16 protein-coding genes are annotated in these 17,750 nt (G+C 54.1%); 7 read left to right on the forward strand and 9 right to left on the reverse strand.

Annotation, left to right across the window (positions count from 1 at the left end):
* The first annotated feature begins 281 nt into the window (after positions 1-281).
* Positions 282-728 carry a hypothetical protein gene (locus tag VFO10_RS09020; RefSeq protein WP_325139210.1) on the forward strand — a complete coding sequence of 149 codons (447 nt, stop codon included), beginning with the start codon at positions 282-284 and terminating at the stop codon, positions 726-728.
* A 566-nt stretch (positions 729-1,294) separates the two neighbouring features.
* Here VFO10_RS09020 and VFO10_RS09025 read toward each other — a convergent pair.
* Positions 1,295-1,534 (reverse strand): transposase, encoded by a 240-nt coding sequence (locus VFO10_RS09025; RefSeq protein WP_325139211.1) that lies wholly within the window; start codon positions 1,532-1,534, stop codon positions 1,295-1,297.
* A gap of 101 nt (positions 1,535-1,635) precedes the next feature.
* On the opposite strand from VFO10_RS09025, the gene lgt reads away from it, so the two are divergent.
* Positions 1,636-2,424: a prolipoprotein diacylglyceryl transferase gene (gene lgt / locus VFO10_RS09030; RefSeq protein ID WP_325139214.1), complete on the forward strand. Its 789-nt coding sequence runs from the start codon at positions 1,636-1,638 to the stop codon at positions 2,422-2,424.
* A 16-nt stretch (positions 2,425-2,440) separates the two neighbouring features.
* Here the strand turns inward: lgt and rlmN are convergent, their stop codons facing one another.
* Positions 2,441-3,544, reverse strand: coding sequence for a 23S rRNA (adenine(2503)-C(2))-methyltransferase RlmN (gene rlmN / locus VFO10_RS09035; protein ID WP_325139216.1), 1,104 nt, complete (start codon positions 3,542-3,544; stop codon positions 2,441-2,443).
* 198 nt (positions 3,545-3,742) lie between these two features.
* Between rlmN and VFO10_RS09040 the strand changes: the two genes are divergently transcribed.
* The gene (locus tag VFO10_RS09040) at positions 3,743-4,582 is read left to right on the forward strand and encodes an HAD-IIA family hydrolase (RefSeq protein WP_325139217.1); all 840 of its coding nucleotides are present in this window, start codon (positions 3,743-3,745) and stop codon (positions 4,580-4,582) included.
* A 9-nt stretch (positions 4,583-4,591) separates the two neighbouring features.
* On the opposite strand, the gene hemC is transcribed toward VFO10_RS09040, so the two are convergent.
* Genes hemC through ccsA form a run of 3 tightly spaced genes read right to left on the reverse strand, consistent with a single transcriptional unit; the run spans position 4,592 to position 7,705 of the window.
* Complete coding sequence (gene hemC / locus VFO10_RS09045; protein WP_325139219.1) at positions 4,592-5,596, reverse strand: hydroxymethylbilane synthase; 1,005 nt, start codon at positions 5,594-5,596, stop codon at positions 4,592-4,594.
* Positions 5,593-6,906, reverse strand: a complete 1,314-nt coding sequence (gene hemA / locus VFO10_RS09050) for a glutamyl-tRNA reductase (protein ID WP_325139221.1) — start codon at positions 6,904-6,906, stop codon at positions 5,593-5,595. Before hemA ends, hemC begins: the two co-directional genes overlap by 4 nt.
* Complete coding sequence (ccsA, locus tag VFO10_RS09055) at positions 6,899-7,705, reverse strand: cytochrome c biogenesis protein CcsA (protein ID WP_325139223.1); 807 nt, start codon at positions 7,703-7,705, stop codon at positions 6,899-6,901. Before ccsA ends, hemA begins: the two co-directional genes overlap by 8 nt.
* Before the next feature lie 282 nt (positions 7,706-7,987).
* Here ccsA and VFO10_RS09060 point away from each other — a divergent pair, with 282 nt between their 5' ends.
* On the forward strand, positions 7,988-9,808 hold the full coding sequence (locus VFO10_RS09060; protein ID WP_325139225.1) for a PAS domain-containing sensor histidine kinase: 1,821 nt from the start codon (positions 7,988-7,990) through the stop codon (positions 9,806-9,808).
* Here VFO10_RS09060 and VFO10_RS09065 read toward each other — a convergent pair.
* Positions 9,805-11,118, reverse strand: a complete 1,314-nt coding sequence (locus VFO10_RS09065) for a dihydrolipoamide acetyltransferase family protein (protein WP_325139227.1) — start codon at positions 11,116-11,118, stop codon at positions 9,805-9,807. The two genes, VFO10_RS09060 and VFO10_RS09065, sit on opposite strands and share 4 nt — an antisense overlap.
* Before the next feature lie 114 nt (positions 11,119-11,232).
* Positions 11,233-12,624 (reverse strand): dihydrolipoyl dehydrogenase, encoded by a 1,392-nt coding sequence (gene lpdA / locus VFO10_RS09070; protein WP_325139229.1) that lies wholly within the window; start codon positions 12,622-12,624, stop codon positions 11,233-11,235.
* Between the two features lie 272 nt (positions 12,625-12,896).
* Between lpdA and VFO10_RS09075 the strand changes: the two genes are divergently transcribed.
* Positions 12,897-13,148, forward strand: coding sequence for a hypothetical protein (locus VFO10_RS09075; RefSeq protein ID WP_325139232.1), 252 nt, complete (start codon positions 12,897-12,899; stop codon positions 13,146-13,148).
* Here VFO10_RS09075 and yihA read toward each other — a convergent pair.
* A complete protein-coding gene (yihA, locus tag VFO10_RS09080; protein ID WP_325139234.1) occupies positions 13,136-13,732 on the reverse strand; it encodes a ribosome biogenesis GTP-binding protein YihA/YsxC in 597 nt (198 codons plus the stop codon). The two genes, VFO10_RS09075 and yihA, sit on opposite strands and share 13 nt — an antisense overlap.
* Positions 13,733-13,772: 40 nt before the next feature.
* Between yihA and mutL the strand changes: the two genes are divergently transcribed.
* Positions 13,773-16,130: a DNA mismatch repair endonuclease MutL gene (gene mutL / locus VFO10_RS09085; RefSeq protein WP_325139236.1), complete on the forward strand. Its 2,358-nt coding sequence runs from the start codon at positions 13,773-13,775 to the stop codon at positions 16,128-16,130.
* Positions 16,131-16,144: 14 nt separating this feature from the next.
* A complete protein-coding gene (gene miaA / locus VFO10_RS09090; RefSeq protein ID WP_325139238.1) occupies positions 16,145-17,044 on the forward strand; it encodes a tRNA (adenosine(37)-N6)-dimethylallyltransferase MiaA in 900 nt (299 codons plus the stop codon).
* Here the strand turns inward: miaA and VFO10_RS09095 are convergent.
* The gene (locus VFO10_RS09095; RefSeq protein ID WP_325139240.1) at positions 17,025-17,642 is read right to left on the reverse strand and encodes an SCE4755 family polysaccharide monooxygenase-like protein; all 618 of its coding nucleotides are present in this window, start codon (positions 17,640-17,642) and stop codon (positions 17,025-17,027) included. The genes miaA and VFO10_RS09095 overlap by 20 nt on opposite strands.
* Positions 17,643-17,750 lie beyond the last annotated feature (108 nt).

Below are 17,750 nucleotides of genomic sequence, written 5' to 3' on the forward strand. Positions count from 1 at the left end.
TGACCGCTTCAGATTTGAACTCGGGGGAAAAGGTGCGACGCTTACTTTTTGATTTGGCAGACTTTTCTGGCTTCAAAGTTAGACTCCCTATATTCATGGATTCATCTTAACAGATGGCTCCACGGAATCCGGGTAACTTCACACTTCAGTTACCTGATTCAGAGTGATCCGGATATTGTGTACGAAATACTTAACAGAATAAGGTATCCCGATCACTGATCGACTTGTGAGAATGAGTAACCTTAAGACAGATTATTCTCTAGAATCGGATAAAGTAACATTTGACCATGAATTATTCCCATAATGCCGCTACGGTTGACGGAGTTGAATATCGAGTCTTAGGTTGTCACTTTGATCAGGATATGCAGAACTCTGGCCTGTTCATGGAAATATTGCTGGAGAGTAATGACAAGGTGCCTTCTCACCTTTATCCTTTTGGGGCAGGCTTTCTGTTCAACATTGCCGTGCCGCCTGTCAATTTGAAAGTGAATCAAAATTTGATTGTCATTGAATTCGACGATCCAGACAGAGATAGCTGTGTGACAGTATATACGGGCGAGCATGATGGGTTGCTAAACGTCCGAGCGTCTCTTGGGAAAGAAGGTGACGTATGGAAACTGCAAATGTCAGGAGAAATTGACCTCTTTGATGAGAGGAAAGCATTATTCATTTCATGCGATGCCAAATGCTTTCATGGATTATCATTCGAGAGTTTACCTTTGTGGTAGCGAAAGAATGAAATGATATTTGAATATGCCGTCGAGATCCTGACTTACGAATGCCTGAAGGGAATGGCTAACCATGAAGTTAACAGTAAAGGAAAAATGGCCTTGTCGAGTATGTGGACTTGATATGGGCGTAGATGCTTGGGAGGTGACGAAAAGGACGACTTTAGTCGTGAAGTTGTTCAGCGTTATCGAGAGAGTGGATGAACAATAGCTGCCCATGGGTTCTTCCATCGTCAAAGCATGATGGATGGAATCTTTACGAGCAATTAAGCCAAATCCCGGAAAAGTGGCTTTAGAAAGAAAATTCGGGTTCTTCAAGGAATCTGCCTGGGCTAGTCTTTCCCGTAATGCCGCGCCGATAGCCCGGCATGTGGTTGCAGAGCTCAGTTGGCGGCCGGAGCAGCGACTTTCTTAGCGCAATAGTCACGAAGCACCTTGGACTTTGCATCAATCGGGCAGCGTTCGGATGAGCGAAAACTGGGCATCGATTGATGTTCCAGTCAGTTTGAGTTCTTGCAGGCTCTCCAGATCCTTCAGCGGTGAAAGATCGGTGACCGGGTTGTTTATCAACTTCTTGAGGCGCTCTTTCTAATCTTTGAGCCGTGCATTCTCGCTAATGGCGTCCACTCGTGCTTCCGCGGAGGCTTGGTCTTGGCTATCGCGGGCTTGGCTTTGCCACCTGGAAAGGTAGCCGACTCAAGCTCTTCAGCAACATGGCTCACACTCACTTCAGGTTTTAGTGACATTTTCACGGTGTTTGCTTTAAACTCTTCGCTGTATGACCTGGGATCCTTCTTCTTGCCCATACTGTCCTCCCTGATACTTGGTTAGGTTATCAGAGTGTCCTGTAAGATGAGACCACTTCAAAGTACTATAGAGGCCCAGTTTATGAAAGGAAACGAGCGGCATGGAATACCTGGTTTGGGACTTTCCAAAGGAAATCTTTAAGATTGGGAATTGGGGCCCACGCTGGTACGGTTTGATGTTTGCGTTGGGCTTTCTAGTTGGATATTCAATCATCCAGCGCATTTTTAAAGAGGAGGGTCGCAAGGAGCAAGACTTATCCTCACTGCTTTACCATATCATGATAGGAACAATAGTCGGAGCTCGTTTAGGTCATTGTCTGTTCTATGCCCCGGAACAGTATCTTAAACGTCCAATTGAAATCCTTTTCATTTGGGAAGGTGGACTTGCGAGCCATGGCGGTGCGATTGGAGTACTCATCGCAGTGTGGTTATTCAAGCGCAAGCATAGGGACTACGAATACATCTGGCTCGCAGATCGTCTTTCCATATCAGTTGCGTTTGCAGCGGCATGCATCAGAATTGGCAACTTCTTCAACTCTGAAATTTTGGGCAGGCCAAGTACACTGCCTTGGGCCATTATTTTTGCTCAGAATGGTGACAATATCCCAAGGCATCCCGCGATGCTCTATGAAGCACTCAGCTATCTCACACTTTCGATTGTCCTCTACGCTCTTTACAAAAAAACGCGAGCCCAACCTGAAGGTCGCATGATTGGCCTGATGTTTGTTTGGATATTCTCCAGCAGATTCCTACTGGAGTATGTTAAGGAAAATCAAGTTGCATTCGAGACCAGCATGCCTATCAACATGGGGCAGATTCTAAGTTTGCCATTTATCGTGCTGGGAGTGTTGGCATTTTCTGGCAAACTTACAAGGTGGATGCCGGGCTAAGCCATTCCTTCTTCCCTTAGCCTAAAATCTCAATCAGCGTATCATCCTTGATCACCAGCCGCTTACGCTCCGGAACCGCATGAATGGATTCCGCGTGCTTGGCGGCCAGCTGTCCACAGGCGCCGGAGACATCCAGGCCTTTGGAATAGCGCACGGGCGCGGGGATCGAACGATCCGCGAGGTGTTTTTGGAAGCTGCGGATGTCCTCATCGGAAGGTCGATCGTAAGGTAGACCAGGGTGCGCGTTGAATGGGATAAGATTCACCTTGGTGCGGAGACCATGAAGGTATTTTACAAGCTCCTTCGCCTCGCGCAGACCGCAGTTCTTGTCCTTGATCATGATATATTCAATCGTAATCTTGCGACCTGTGGTCTTCTGATAATAAAGCAGGGCCTCTTTCAAACGCTCCAGCTTATACCGACGGTTGATCGGCATCAGCTCGGTCCGCAGATCATCGCGTGAGGCATGCAGCGAAAGCGCAAGCGAGGCCCGCGTATCCACCGCGAGCTTTTCAATCTCAGGCGCCAGCCCCGAGGTGGAAAGCGTGACATGACGCGCGGATAGGAAGAAGCCATCTTCCGCCATCATCACATTCGCGGCGCTCACGGTATTTTCGTAATTATCCAGCGGCTCGCCCATGCCCATGAAAACGACATGCGTCACGCGCAGACCTTCTGGTTTCAGGATTTCATTCGCCAAATAAAGCTGGCTTAAAATCTCGCCGCGCTCCAGATGCCGCACAAATCCGAGTTTGCCCGTCTGACAGAAATCACAGGCGAGCTTGCAACCCACCTGGCTCGACACGCAAAGACTCGTGCGGTTCTCATAACGCAGAATCACCGATTCAATCGTGTGACCTTTGTGACTTTTCAGCAGCAGCTTGGTCGATCCGTCCACCGAATCGAGCTTGCTGATAACTTCCGGCATATGCCAGTCGAGTTCTGTAAAAAGCTTCTGCCGCATATCCTTGCCGAGATTGCTCATTTGCTCGGGATCGCGCACACCGGCCTTATAAATCCAGTGAGCAATCTGGTCCGCGCGAAAAGATTGCATACCCCAATCCTTCAGGAGTTGGCGGTATTCAAGGCGGGAAAAATTAAGAAAATGCGGCTTCTGCATGGGGACCCCTTGGTCGGTAAAATCGCGCTAAGATACAGAAAATACCGGGAAAAAGTCAATTACCAAACGGTTTTCCCGGTCGAAACGGTAGGTTAAGGGCGACGCAAAGGCTATGCATGAGCTTGTTTATGCTTGAATCGTATCCCCGCTGGGGCGACAATCCAGGGGAACTGCGAGCTTTTTGAGAGGAGCGCAAGCATGAAGATGGGTTTTCTGATTGATATGGACGGCGTCGTTTACCGGGGAACCCAGATCATTCCCGGCGCTGTGGAATTTATCGAGCGTCTGCATGAGCTTAAGGTGCCCTTTATGTTCCTGACCAACAACAGTCAGAGAACGCCCATGGATATCGCCACCCGTCTTCAGCGCATGGGTTTTCGCGTGACGCAGGAGCACATCTTCACCAGCGCCCAGGCCACAGCCAATTACCTGGCCGGTCACAAGCCGGGCGGCACCGCTTATGTCATCGGCGAAGGCGGACTCTTGAATGCCCTGGATCGCGTGGGCATTGCCATCGTCGATTCCAAACCTGATTTCGTTGTGATCGGTGAAGGCCGCACCATTACTCTGGAAACCGTGGAAAAGGCCGTGCACCTTGTTCTGCAGGGCGCAAAACTCATCGCCACCAACCTCGATGCCAACTGTCCGACTCAGGATGGTGGTCTGCGTCCTGGCTGTGGCGCCTATGTGAAGATGATTGAAGAGGCTACCGGCTTCCGCGCCTTCAGTCCTGGCAAACCGAGCCCGGTCATCTTCCGCGCCGCTCGTAAAAGACTCGGACTGCAGACGGGCGAAACCATCATGGTCGGTGATACCATGGAAACCGATATCCTCGGTGGTGTGCAGCTTGGTTTCAGGACTGTGCTCGTCCTCTCGGGCGGAACGCATGAGGATCACCTGCACCGCTTTGCGTATGCACCGGATGTGATCGTGAAATCGGTGGATGCGATGACTGTGGATTTCATTCAGCAGCAGCGGGAAATCCTGGCGTCGATGGCCGGACTTGAAGCCCGGATTGGCCAGTATCCCGCAGGCTGAAGCAAATGATCAGGCCAGGTCCCCGAGGATGGGGGCCTTGATCTTGAGAGCATGAAGAATGTCCGTGACACCCACCTTTTTCAAGCCATCCAGCATGGTTTTTGCGGACGCTTCATAATCGAGAGTGTCGGGCAGACCTTTGAACGTATGAACATAGCGGGCTTCCTGGCCTTCATAGTCAAGGACCAGAGCCCGGGCGATGGTCTCGCCTTTTTTCACATCCGGGAAAAAGAAAGCACCAAAAGGCATCGTGCAGTCGCCACCCAGCTTTTCCAGAATCATTCGTTCCATCGTTGCACAGGCGTAAGTCGTGGCATCGCTCAGCGCCGCCAGATCCTTGGTGAAAGGGCTATCGGCCGGCGTTTCGATGGTCAGAGCGCCTTGCGCAGCGCAGGGCACATACCATTCATCAGCCAGAAGACGATGCGGCAGATGATCGAGGCTCAGGCGTTCGAGGGAAGCACCTGCCAGAATCAAACCATCCCAATCACCCTCATTCAGCTTGCGAATGCGTGTGTCCACATTCCCGCGCACAGGCACGAGGTTGATCTGCGGACCAAGACCCTTCAGCAGCGACTGACGCCGAAGACTCGCCGTGGCGATGGTCATGGGGCCCATATTTTTCAGGTCGGCCTTGCTCAGGAACTTTTGTTCCGGCACCTTGAGGCGCGCCAGCGATTTGGGATTGAAGATCAAGGCATCCTGCGGGATGTGCCGGGGCAGGATCGCCGCCAGCTGAAATCCAGCGGGAATACGTGCAGGCAGATCCTTGAGGCTGTGAACCGCGATATCCGCCGTCCCGCCCTTCATCGCCTCTTCCAGTTCGCGTACGAAAAGACCCTTGCCGCCGATCTCGTGCAGAAAGCGGTCCTGCACACGGTCACCCGTGGTCTTGATGATATTGAGTTCGGTGTTGAGACCGCGGGCCTGCAGAAGGCTCGATACGTGATTGGCTTGCCAAAGGGCCAGCTGACTGCCGCGGGTTGCTATACGAACTTTACGAGTTTGATTCATGAGTTTTTGTCCAATGGAAAAAGACTTTTCAGGGCTTCCGCCATGCTTTCCGGTGTGTAACCGACAGGCGGATTATGCACCAAACGGGCGACGTCGCCATTGATTTTATTCACGACGGATTTCATCATGGCCTCGGCGGCCTTGATCTGGTTTTCATCGAGACTATTCAAAGGCGAGCGGCCAAATGATTTTTGGAATTCCTGGTTCACCAAAGCTTCCAGGTATTCGCGGAAGCTGCCGAGCGCAGGCTTCAGATTGATGTTGCTGAGCCACTTGTCGAAGCCTTCGGCATTCTCGACGATGATCTTCTTGCCTTTTTCCGCTGCCTTGCGCCGCTCCTCGAAATTCTCGCCGACCACCTGCTTCAGGTCGTCGATGTCGAAGAGGTAGACGTCCTCCAGCTCGGCGCAGGCCTTATCTATATCGCGCGGCAGGGCTATATCAATCAGGAAGACAGGCTTATTGCGAGCACTCTGCGATCTTTGGATGCGCGGCTTATCCAGGACGATTTCATTCGCGGACGTGCAGCTGATCACGACATCGGAGAGCGTGAGGACTTCGTTGAGCTCCTCCCACGGATAGGCGATGCCAATGCCAACCTTTTCGACCAGCGTTTCCGCGCGAGCCAGCGTGCGGTTACAGACGAAAAGTTCTTTCGGGTTATATTTCAAAAGATATTTGGCCGCGACTTCCGCCATCTCGCCCGCGCCGATGACCAGCACGCGGCAGTCGGCGATGTCACCGTACACGCGGTTGGCCAGATCAATGGCCGCATGACTGATCGAGACGGGCTTTTTGCCGATATCGGTGCTGCTGCGAACTTTTTTCGAAGAGGAGAACGCCTCCTGAGTCAGGCGTTTCAGAATGGGACCGAGGGTTCCGCTTTCCTGCGCGAACTGCGCCGCGTTCTTGAACTGGCCTGTGATCTGGGTTTCCCCGAGGACCAGGGAATCGAGTCCGGACGCTACAGAAAAAGCATGGCGCGCGGCATCTTTATGCAGATAATGATAGCTGCGGTGTTTGATTTCCTCGTCGAGTTCCTGTTTGGGATTCGGACAAAACCGCTGCAAATCAATAAAGACTTCGCGCAGATGATGCGAAGTCAGCTCGGAGCGGTCCATGACACCATAGACCTCGAGCCGATTGCAGGTGGAGAGGACCATGACTTCACGTAAACCATGCTTTTTTATGACCTGGGGCAAGGAGACATCAATCTCCTCCCGGCTCAAAAAGAGCGTTTCACGGAAATCCAAACCCGCGGACTCGTGGTTGGTGCCAACGCAAAATAGTATGGGAACCTTCTCAGCCAAACACGCTACTCCAGTTATTGATGCCGAACAAGCCGATGGCCAACAGGACGAAACCAAGGATCGTCATCCACGCCAGTCGTTTGGCAGAAAGATTGAAAAAATTACGACTCAGAAGGGTCGCAAGATACCAGAGCCACACGAGGAAGGCCCACAGCACTTTGCCCAGAAGAGTCATGCGGTCACCAGTGAAGTAGAATTGGGAATAGATGGATCCCATGATCAGACCGCAGGTGAGGAAGATGAAGCCGAGCCAGATGGAAAGAATCAGAGCCTGATTCAATTTGCTGATGGAAACCTGAGTATGCTGCAGGCGATTGAGCTGTTTCTTTTTCAAAGCCCGCTGCTGAACCAGATAAAAGACCGCGATGACGAAGGCGATGATGGCGAAGGCCTCGCCGACGACGCTGACCAGGATGTGCGTGGACATCAGAAGGCCCGTGCTTTCCTCGACCGTTTCCCCATGCGGGGCCACGAAGAAAAACTGAACCAGCATGATCAGAGTGGACAGGGGCGCGACGATGGAGCCGGTGATGCGCAGGCCGAAGAAGAGCTGCGCGCAGATCGTAAGCCATGCCGTGGTCGTGATCAGCACAAAGCTGCTGGTCACATGCTGCAGATTGTAAAGGAAAGCGTTGACCGTATTGTACGTCATCAAAAGTGCAGCCAGCACAAAAAGAGCGTAGGCGGCGCGATGAATTTTTTCCTGGGTGCTGGATTTCGAAAAGCTGTGCAGATAAAGCCCTGAAGAGCCTGCGAATGCAATCAGGGCTGATATGACACCCAAATGATAGAAATTCAAGTGAAGCCCCCTCGGACTGGATGGATCGAAGCCAGGGCATTTATGACACAAAAGGAAGCCCAAGCTCAAGACAGGATTCGCCATCTCAGACCCAGTGTATCACGGCAGACCGGATATTTTTTGCCGTACTGCAATCAGTCCTTTTGGTGTCTTTTCCAAAAGCCGTGCTTCCTGGAGCGGCTTTGCGGTCTTGCGCGAGTTTCTGTCTTTCCTGGGTGAACCTTTATTTTAAGGAAAATAAACCGATAGCTCCTTAAGACAACGCGAGGATTTTTCTCTTTGATGCGCGAAGGCAAAGCGAACATGGCGCTTCAGTTGGGCTTGCGGCTCTGGCCGGCGAGCCTCGCTTGGATCATTGGCCTTGGGGTCCTGTCCTGCAGCGTTCAGCCCATGGGATTTGAAGAAAACGTCCTTGCAGCCCTGGATCGTGCGGTCCTTGCGATTGAAGAAGCGGGTGATGACAGCAATGCGGCCTTCGCGGACGGATGGATCCAGGAGCATCAGCTGGCTTTTACGCTTTCCATGCAAACAGCGCAGGATGAGCTGCAGCGCCTGATCCGCAAGGATGCCGAGGGCAGCTCCAGCAACTGCAGTTTTCCCGGCGAAAAAACCTCTGAGTCTGATGGCTGCGAACTCATCCGAAAGGCCCAGGTTCATTTGAATGATATGCGGGAATCAGGCCACGAGCTTTTCCAGCAGCTCAACTGGGGAAACCTGCGGCAGGCCGGACGTGCGATGGCCCAGAGTGATGCGGCGGCGGCTGATGCGCGGCGCAATATCTATCGGGCGCAGGATTTTTATGTGCAGCGCATGCAGGCCGACATCGTGCGCAGTTCCGAGAGCATTCTGCATCTGGCCATCGTCATCATCATCAGCCTTTTGGGGCTGATCGTTTCGGGGCTCTATTTCATCCTGCAAAACCGGCGTCAGCAGCAGCAGCTCCTGGAACGCGATGCCATGAATCGCGACTATACCCGCAAACTGGAAAAGATCGGCCGCGAGGTCCGGCGTCTCCGGGATCTGGGTTCAGCCATTGATGCGACGGCTGGCGTCCTGATCTTCAACGAGCAGCATAAGGTCATTTCCATCAATGAAGGCTTTCGTCAGCTGCGGGGCCTTGCCGGGGTGAACGTGCAAGGTCGCAGCATCATCAGCGTGATGGGGCTTGATGATGCTGACTTCGTGGAAAGCATCATCGCTTCGATCGCGGCTAAAAAAATCTGGCGAGGTGAAGTTCCCGGCCATCGCGAGGATGGTTCGGTGATTTGGATGTATGTCCTCTTCTATCCTGAACTGGATGATCTGGAGGATTTTGAAGGATCATTGGCCCTGGTCCTTGATATCACCGAAAGCAAAAAGGCCCAGCTGATTCTGGAAGGCACGCGTCATCTGACAGCGCTTGGGGAAATGGCGGGCGGCATTGCGCATGAAATCAATAATCCCCTGTCGGTCATCACAGGGCGCGTGTCCATTCTTCTTAAGAAGCTTCAGTCCCAGAGCCTCGACCCCCAATTCCTGCAGAGTGGATTGGAACAGGTGCAGCGCACAGTCAGCCGCATCGCACGCATTGTGGATTCGATGCGGCGACTGTCCCGCGCGGATGCCAGTGTCGAGGAAGCGCGGCCCGAGAAGCTGGAAGCCGTCCTGCGGGAAACGATGGAATTCACCGAGGATAAGCTGAAGCGCTACGACATCACCCTCAGCATACATGATGCCCTGTCCTTGAGTGAGGCGACAGTCATGCTGCAGGGCTTTGGCGTTTCACAGATTCTGATCAATCTGATCGGAAACGCCGCGGATGCGATCGAAGGCCGGCAGGGTTCAGAACGCTGGATTCGCCTGGAATTGGAACGGTCAGCTGAAGGTGCGGTGCTGATCAAGGTGGTGGATCCTGGGCTCGGTATTCCCAAGGCGATCCAGAGCAAGGTCATGGAACCTTTTTTCACAACCAAGCCGCCGGGCAAGGGGACGGGCTTGGGACTGAGTCTTTCCCAAAGGATAGCCGAGGAACATGGAGGCCGCCTGTACCTGGATGCAGAGGCGGCCCATACCACTTTTGTCTTGGAACTGCCGGCGCTGAAGAGAGAGCAGGAAGTGGCTTAGATCGGCACTTCCCGATAGTTCTCGATGATCTCTTTGAAAGTCGCGAGATACTTCGAACCGCCTTCGCCGTCGATCACGCGATGATCGAAGGTCAGACTCACCATCATCATCGGCCGGATGGCAATCATATCGTCGATCACGACCGGACGTTTCACGATGGCTCCGATGCCGAGCATCGCGACCTGCGGTTGATTGATGATGGGATTGCTCGTGATACTGCCCCAGCCACCGGGATTGGTGATCGAGAAGGTTCCACCCTGCACATCATCAGGCTTCAGTTTCTTATTCCGCGCCCGCATCACGAGATCATTCAAACGACGGGCGACGCCGGCAAGGCTCAGATCACCGGCCTGTTTGATGACAGGAACGATCAGGCCATTGTCCAGAGCCACCGCGCAGCCGATGTTGATATCCTTCTTCCAAAGGATGTCGTAGCCATCCACCGAGGTGTTGACGATGGGATGCTTTTTGATCGCCTGAACAGCGGCATGGATGAAGAAAGGCGTAAACGTGAGTTTGAAGCCTTCGCGCTTTTGGAATTCCGCGCCATGCTTTTCACGCAGTTTGACGATCTGATGCAGATCCATTTCGAAGACGGTCGTGACGTGCGGAGACACCCGAACCGATTCCACCATATGATCGGCAATCAGCTGGCGCATGCGAGTCATGGGCTCCCGACGCACGGGTACGCCTTCCAAAAGCTCCTGACCATCCACCGAACTCAGCTTGAGCTGGGTGTGAGGCGTTGCCATGGGAAGGGGGGCGGGTGCCGGCGCCTGGGCCACCGTCACGGGTTTGCCGAGGACCTGCGGCGTATCCTGCTCAAAGTCGAGCAGATCCTTCTTGGTGATGCGGCCGTGCATGCCGCTGCCACGCACCTGATTCAAATCAATGCCACGTTCCTGGGCCATTTTTCGCACCAGCGGCGAACTGCGCAGAGGCGAATCATCGTGCTGATCGTCGGCTTCTGCGGTGTTCACAGGCTGCTTGTCCCGAGGAATGGGGGGTGTGGCGCTCGCGGAAGACGACGGGGCTGCGGGCAGTTCCGTGCTGACCGTGGCACCGGCTTCACTGGAAATGATGGCCAAAGCCTGATCGACTTTCACCACGCTGCCGACCGGCACCAGGACTTTCACAAGTATGCCGGATGCGGGCGCGGGAATTTCTGTGTCGACCTTGTCGGTTGAGACTTCAAGAAGCGGGCTGTCCTTGGTAACGGCTTCGCCTTCTTTGATCAACCAATTGGTCAAGGTCGCTTCATGCACGCCCTCACCCATCAAGGGCATTAAAACCTCTGTGACCTTCGCCATCGTGAACTCCGTTGATGTCTGATATCTCTAATCTGCCCCGGGTGCGGAACACCCGCCCTTCAACTTAACCTGACTTTCAAATTAACCCGTCCTTCAACTCGAACCGTCATCCACTTACATGTGGATCGCGCCGCCGGTGCCGACATGTGCGGCTTCCACGATGGTTTCCGAAATCGTGGGATGCGGATGGATCGTGTGGGCGATTTCATCCAGCGTGGTTTCCAGAACCTTGCCCAAGGCAAATTCGGAAATCATCTCGGTCGCGGTGTTGCCGACTATGTGAACACCGAGGATTTCCTTGTATTTCGGCTCATAAATGATCTTGACGAAGCCCGTGGTCGCGTCCTCGATCTTGGCCTTGGCCATCGGCGCGAAGGGGAACTTCGCGATCTTGTATTCACGTTTTTCCGCTTTGCATTTTTCTTCCGTCAGACCAATGCTCGCGATTTCCGGATAGGTGTAAATCGCAGCCGGGTTCGCCGCATAGTTGATGACGGGAGGCTTATGGCCCGCGATCACTTCCACCGCATGATAGGCTTCCGCCGACGCTGTGTGCGCGAGGGCCGGGGTGGGAATGATGTCGCCGATCGCAAAGATGTTCGGGACCGAGGTTTTGTAATGCTCATCGACTTTGATGAAGCCGCCTTTTTCGGTGGTCAGGCCCACTTTGTTCAGGCCGATGTCATCGGTCACGGGTTCGCGGCCGATCGAGAGCAGAACCTTATCAAAGAAGCGGTCGGGCTTGCCTTCCACAGAAAGCTTCACCTGCTTGCCCTCATCGACGACTCCGGTCAGCTTGCTGCCGTTTTCGATGGTGATGTTCTGCTTTTTCAGCGAGCGTTCCAATTCTTTCACGCACTCCGCATCTTCGGTGGGAAGAATTTGCGGTGCCAGCTCGATGATGGTGACCTGCGAGCCCATGCGGCCGAAGAGCGAGGCGAATTCCGTCCCGACGACACCGCCGCCCACGACGGCCATGGTTTTCGGAATATGGTCGATGAAGAGGATGTGATCGGAGTTCTGAATATTTTTGCCGTTGGACTTCGCGAAGGGCAGCTCGCGCACGCGCGAACCTGTCGCCAGAAGCACAAATTTCGTTTGAATGGTCGTGACTTTGCCGGCCTTATCGGTGATGCTGACCGAGGTCTTGCTTTCCAGGCGGCCGTGGCCCTCGTAGGTGTCGATCTTGTTTTTCTTCATCAGAAAACGCAGGCCTTTGCGCTGCTGATCGACGATCTTTTCTTTGCGCTCCATGATTTTGGCCCAGTTGAAACTCACCGGGCCGGTGCTGAAACCCTGATCTTCAAGATGCTGGAGTTTGTCCCAGGTTTTTGCGGAATGCAGCAAAGCTTTCGTTGGGATGCAGCCCCAGTTCAGACAGGTGCCGCCGAGGTTTTCCGACTTCTCAACCAGCGCCACTTTCAGCCCTAATTGCGCGGCCTTCAGGGCACCAACTTCGCCACCGGGACCGGAACCAATCACCACCAGATCATAGGATGCTGTCATATTTTTCTCCTGCGAGGGGTCACCCCGGCCAACCCCAATCAAGGGCAAGGCCTCCGTAATCACAGAAAGAGGCAACCCTGAGGGCCATGGGGTCGGAACCGTGGGAATCTGCTCGACGGCAAGGCCGAGGCTCAATTTATAACGGGGAAACTTACACTATTAAATGGTGAACCTTAAAGAGAATATTTGGTATAGTTAAAGTTGGGCGGACCTTTCGTCCGACAAGACTTATAGGGAAAATAGGGCCGTCAAGGTCCACACAAGGAGGTCCTATGGGCAAAGTCCTTGAGTTCAAAACCCCGGAACAACGTCGTGAAGAAACAGTCACTTACAAGCTTGTGAAGATGGCTGACGAGATCGATCAGGTCCTGATGCGTCACCTCACCGATGACGACATCGATCCCCGCGAATTGGTTGGGGTTTTGTCCCACAGACTGGGTACCCTGATGAACCGACTGGAAGAAAAAGACGAGCTTTGGCACGTCTGCCAAAAGGTTATGAAAAGACAGGCTCAGATCGACTGAGTCTCTGCTTCATCCATCCATGCGAACAGATCGGCCCGAACCTCTTCCAGGCCGGTTTGTTTCATACTCGAAACTCCGACGATCTTTCTGACTTCAATTCCCTTGGCCTGCAGTTCCTTGGTGAGCTTCTGCGCACGCGTCTGCAAGGCCTGACGCGAGATTTTATCGGTTTTCGTCAGAAGAACGTAGAGTGGCAGCTGCCGACCGAGCAGGAACATCAGCTCATCATCGACGTCCGTTAACTCACGGCGACAGTCGATCAGGAACATGAATTCCCGTATATTCGTGCGACGCACGTAAGCTTCAACCAAAGGCTGCCACTTCTCGGCGACGTGCTTGTCGACGGCGCTGAAACCAAATCCTGGCAAATCCGCAACGATCATTTTATCGTTCACAGAGAAGAAGTTGATCATCTGCGTCTGACCCGGCGTGCGGCCTTTGCGGGCCAGCGTACGGCGCCCGAGCAGCGCGTTGATGAGGCTCGATTTGCCAGCGTTGGAGCGGCCGATGAACGCGACTTCCGGCTTTTCATAATCAGGAAGTTGTTCCGGTTTCATAGCGCTGGTGATATATCTGCAATCCATGTCTGACAAGACCTCATATTTCCGGGAAAAAGGGTAGCCGATGGCCAGGGTACATTTACTCGATGACGAGCTGATTAACAAGATCGCAGCCGGAGAGGTGGTGGAACGGCCAGCCAGCGTAGTCAAAGAACTGGTGGAAAACGCTATAGACGCTGGGGCGACGCATGTCAAGGTGATCCTGAAAGACGGCGGTCGCCAACTCATACAAGTGCAGGATGACGGATCGGGAATGCATCCTGAAGATGCCGTTCTGGCTGTTAGACGTCATACCACTTCGAAGCTCCAGGCCGCGGATGATCTTTTTTCGGTGAAGACCATGGGTTTTCGCGGGGAAGCCTTGGCTTCGATCGCTTCGGTGAGTCGTTTCACACTGCAGACCCAGTCGCGGGATTTTCCGGGGCATCGGGTTCATATCGAAGATGGCAAGCAGACCGATTCCCCTTGGCAAGGGTCGCCGGGGACGTGCATGACGGTGGCCGATCTTTTTTATAATGTGCCGGCGCGTCGCGCGTTTTTGAAGACGGCTGCAGCGGAGTTTGCAGCCTGCCATGAGTATATGCAGGCCCTGGCTCTTTCCTTGCCGACGGTTGGTTATACTCTTCTGCATAACGATCGCGAAGTGTTTGCGGTGAGTCCCGCTTTGAAGACCGAGGGGCATCTGCGCGGAGAAGCGTCGATGCGGGCGCGGGCCGCGGCCTTGATTGGGGCCGAGGATACCGGACGTTTGATTTATTTGCAGCGTCCTGATCGGCATGCGCATGTGGAGGCCTTGATTTCGCCGCCGGGTTTGGATAAGGGCACGGCGCGGCATTGCTTTACCTTCGTGAACGGGCGTTGGGTGCGGGATAAGCTTCTGCGCTTTGCCCTGCAGCGGGGTTATCACAGTCACCTGATGAAGGGGAAATTTCCGATCGCGCTGCTTTATGTGACGATCGATCCCGCTTTGGTCGACGTGAACGTGCATCCGGCGAAGGCGGAGCTTCGGTTTCAGTATGCGCAGGAAGTTCAGAATGCTTTGGTGCAGGCGATCCGCGAGGCGCTGCGGGAAGGCAGCTGGGCGAGTGCGAATCCTCCTGTCCGAACGGTGGATAGTCCCCCTGTTGTGGCGCCGGATGACTTTGATATTTCCTTGCCACAGGAGACCACCGAGGAAGTCAAACGCACGGTGATGCGTTTCGATGCCGAGCCAGCCGCGCCGGTGAAGACGCGTGTGCAGCCTTCCTTGAATTTCGATAGCGAGTCCGCACCTGTGCGCAGTGGGGCAACGTCGGCGCTTTCGCGGCCCGCTGCTCCTATGGAATCGCGGTCGAGTTCGCCATCGTCGGCTCCTCTGTCGCGTTCGCCAGGGGGAGCTTCGGCCACACGATCGAGTGGGTTGCCGTCGGCTTCGCCACAGCCTGACAAAAAATTTTCTGCGGGTTCAACAGGAGTTTCATCACGCCCGGGTTCAGCAGAAAGCCCAGCGGCATCGCGATTGAATTCCGTAGAGGCTCCTTACGATGCGGCGGTTTCACGGTCGGGTTCGACAGAAACTGTCACAGGTTCCAAGTCGAGTTCGTCATCTCAGGCCACTCAAGCCCAGGCTCAGGCTGCACCTGCTGCCGGTTCATCCCGGTCGAGTCTGCCCGCGCAGGCGGACTCAGCAGACGCGTTGCGTTCGCCAACTCAGGTAGACTCGTCAAAGACCGAAGCGATGTCATCGCCTACGCGTTCTGCTGATGATTCGGGACGACTCCTGCGTTCGGTCGTTAACGATAAAACCATAAGCGCAAAACCTTTATCGGCCGTTGGTGCGCTGAAAGCCGCATCTGTCCCTTCACCCGATGGGCAAACGACGATCCCTTGGAGCGAGCTGCAGTATATCGGCCCCTTCGCCCGCTGCTTCCTGCTGTTTGAATACCAACAGCAAATGCTCGCCATTGACCAGCACGCCTTCCACGAACGCGTACTTTACGAACGCCTCGTCGAAAACCCTGATATTCTGCGCCGAACCCAGCCTCTTCTGATGCCCGAGGTCCTTGTGTTCAGCCCGACAGAAACCGAGCGACTCGTCCATATGAAAGACGCCCTGGACGCTCTGGGCATTCAAATCCAAGGCGTCAGCGACACAGAAATCGAAGTCACCGCGGTGCCGAGTCTTCTTGTAAACAAGGACCTCAATAGTCTGCTTGCCGCCATCCTCGGCGGCCGCGACAAGGCCACGGAACTGGCCCATGACGTCCTTGCGACGATGGCCTGCCATGCCGCAGTGCGCGCCGGTGAGGAACTTCCTGAGCCGGAACTCAAAGCCCTTCTGCGTGAAGCGGAATCGGTGGACTTCTATCACAACTGTCCGCACGGGCGCCGGGTCTTCCGCTGGTGGAAACTCGCGCAGGTTGCGTCCTGGTTCGATCGTTGATGGGAGCCGCAGCCTTGCCTTCAAAAGAATATCTGGTCATTGCCGGTCCCACGGCCAGCGGTAAATCCGCCCTGGCCATGGAGCTTGCAAAAAAATTCCGCGGTGAAATCATCAACTGCGATTCCGTGCAGCTCTATCGCGGATTCAATATCGGCTCGGCCAAACCCACAGCCGAAGAACAGGCCCTGATCCCCCATCATCTTTTGGATGTGGTCAGTGCTGATGAAAACTACGATGCCCGCTGTTTTGCAGAAGACACGGAAGCCCTGATCAAAAAAATTCGCGAGAAAGGCCACCTGCCCATCGTGGTCGGTGGCACAGGACTTTACCTGCGCGCCCTCTGGCGTGAGAACTGGCATGACCTTCCCAAAAGCGAGAGCCTGCGTCAGGAGCTGGAACAATGGACCAACGACGAGCTGCACCAGCGCCTTCATGAAATCGACCCGGGACGTGCCGCGCAGCTCCACAGAAACGATCGCTTCCGACTGCAGCGTGCGGTGGAGATTGCCACGCTCACAGGGAAACCCCTGAGCGAGCAAACTCCAAAATCCGAGGAACGAAACCGCGCCTTCGCCATTCGTGTTCTGTGCCCGCGCCCTCTTTTGCAGGAACGCAGCCGTGTTCGGGTGGATCAGATGCTCGGGGTTGGGTTGATCGAGGAAGTGCGTCAGCTCCTGGCTTCGGGAGTGAATCCGCAGAGCAAGCCCATGCAGAGTATCGGCTATGCGCAGGTGGTGGAGTATCTGGAAGGGAGAATCACGGAAGCTGAACTTCCTGAGCAGATTCAGATTGCCACAAGGCAGTATGCCAAGCGGCAGGAAACCTGGTTCAAGAAAGTTCAGTTTGATGCGACCTGGACCAGCGGTTCAGCCATTGAGCCCCTGATTCAAATCCTCAAGGAGTCGGGTTTCTAGGCGCTTCAGGCGCCTCCTTTTTCTTCAGCACGAGATCCACGCACTGATAGTAAAGGTCATCACCTGTGGGCGAAGGATCATAAGGCGCGTGAATCGGGAACGGATCGGTCATCACCTGCAGCACCTGCAGCGTACAGTTGTCACACTCCACATCCGGCAGCTTCACATCCCAGCTATAGCGTTTGCCGGGCATGCCCGCCTTATGCGGATCAAGGTTATCCAAAAGAACATTCGGCGTGTTGTAAAAATCCGACGCTCCGCATTTATCCCGAGCATCATTCATGCATTCGCGATTGGTGGGTAAAACCGTCTGAGGGTTCACAAAATCATCAACTCCATCGTCATCAAAGGCAATGCGGAAGTAACCGGGATGCGGAATGAATTCATCAATGGCAACCGTGATGGTGGCGCCGGGTTCAAAGGTGAAAACATTCGCGCTGCGTTCACCATTCAAACGACCGCAGGGCCCTTTCTTGATTTCCTTCCGTCCGTAGCGGGATTTTAAAGTCCCGGCCTTATCCATATCGAAGTGAGCGAATGCGCTGCTGCCAACGCAGAGAGCCAATGGTAAAACAAGCTGTGAAAGACGCAGAGTCATGGGGAATCTCCTGAGGCTAATCGAATACGACGGTTTGAGTCACACATATTGTGTGCTATGAGATAGCAGTCAATGAGTCCTCTGGCTAGCTGGTTATTTTAACCACGA

The organism is Oligoflexus sp., from assembly GCF_035712445.1.
GTDB lineage: Bacteria > Bdellovibrionota_B > Oligoflexia > Oligoflexales > Oligoflexaceae > Oligoflexus.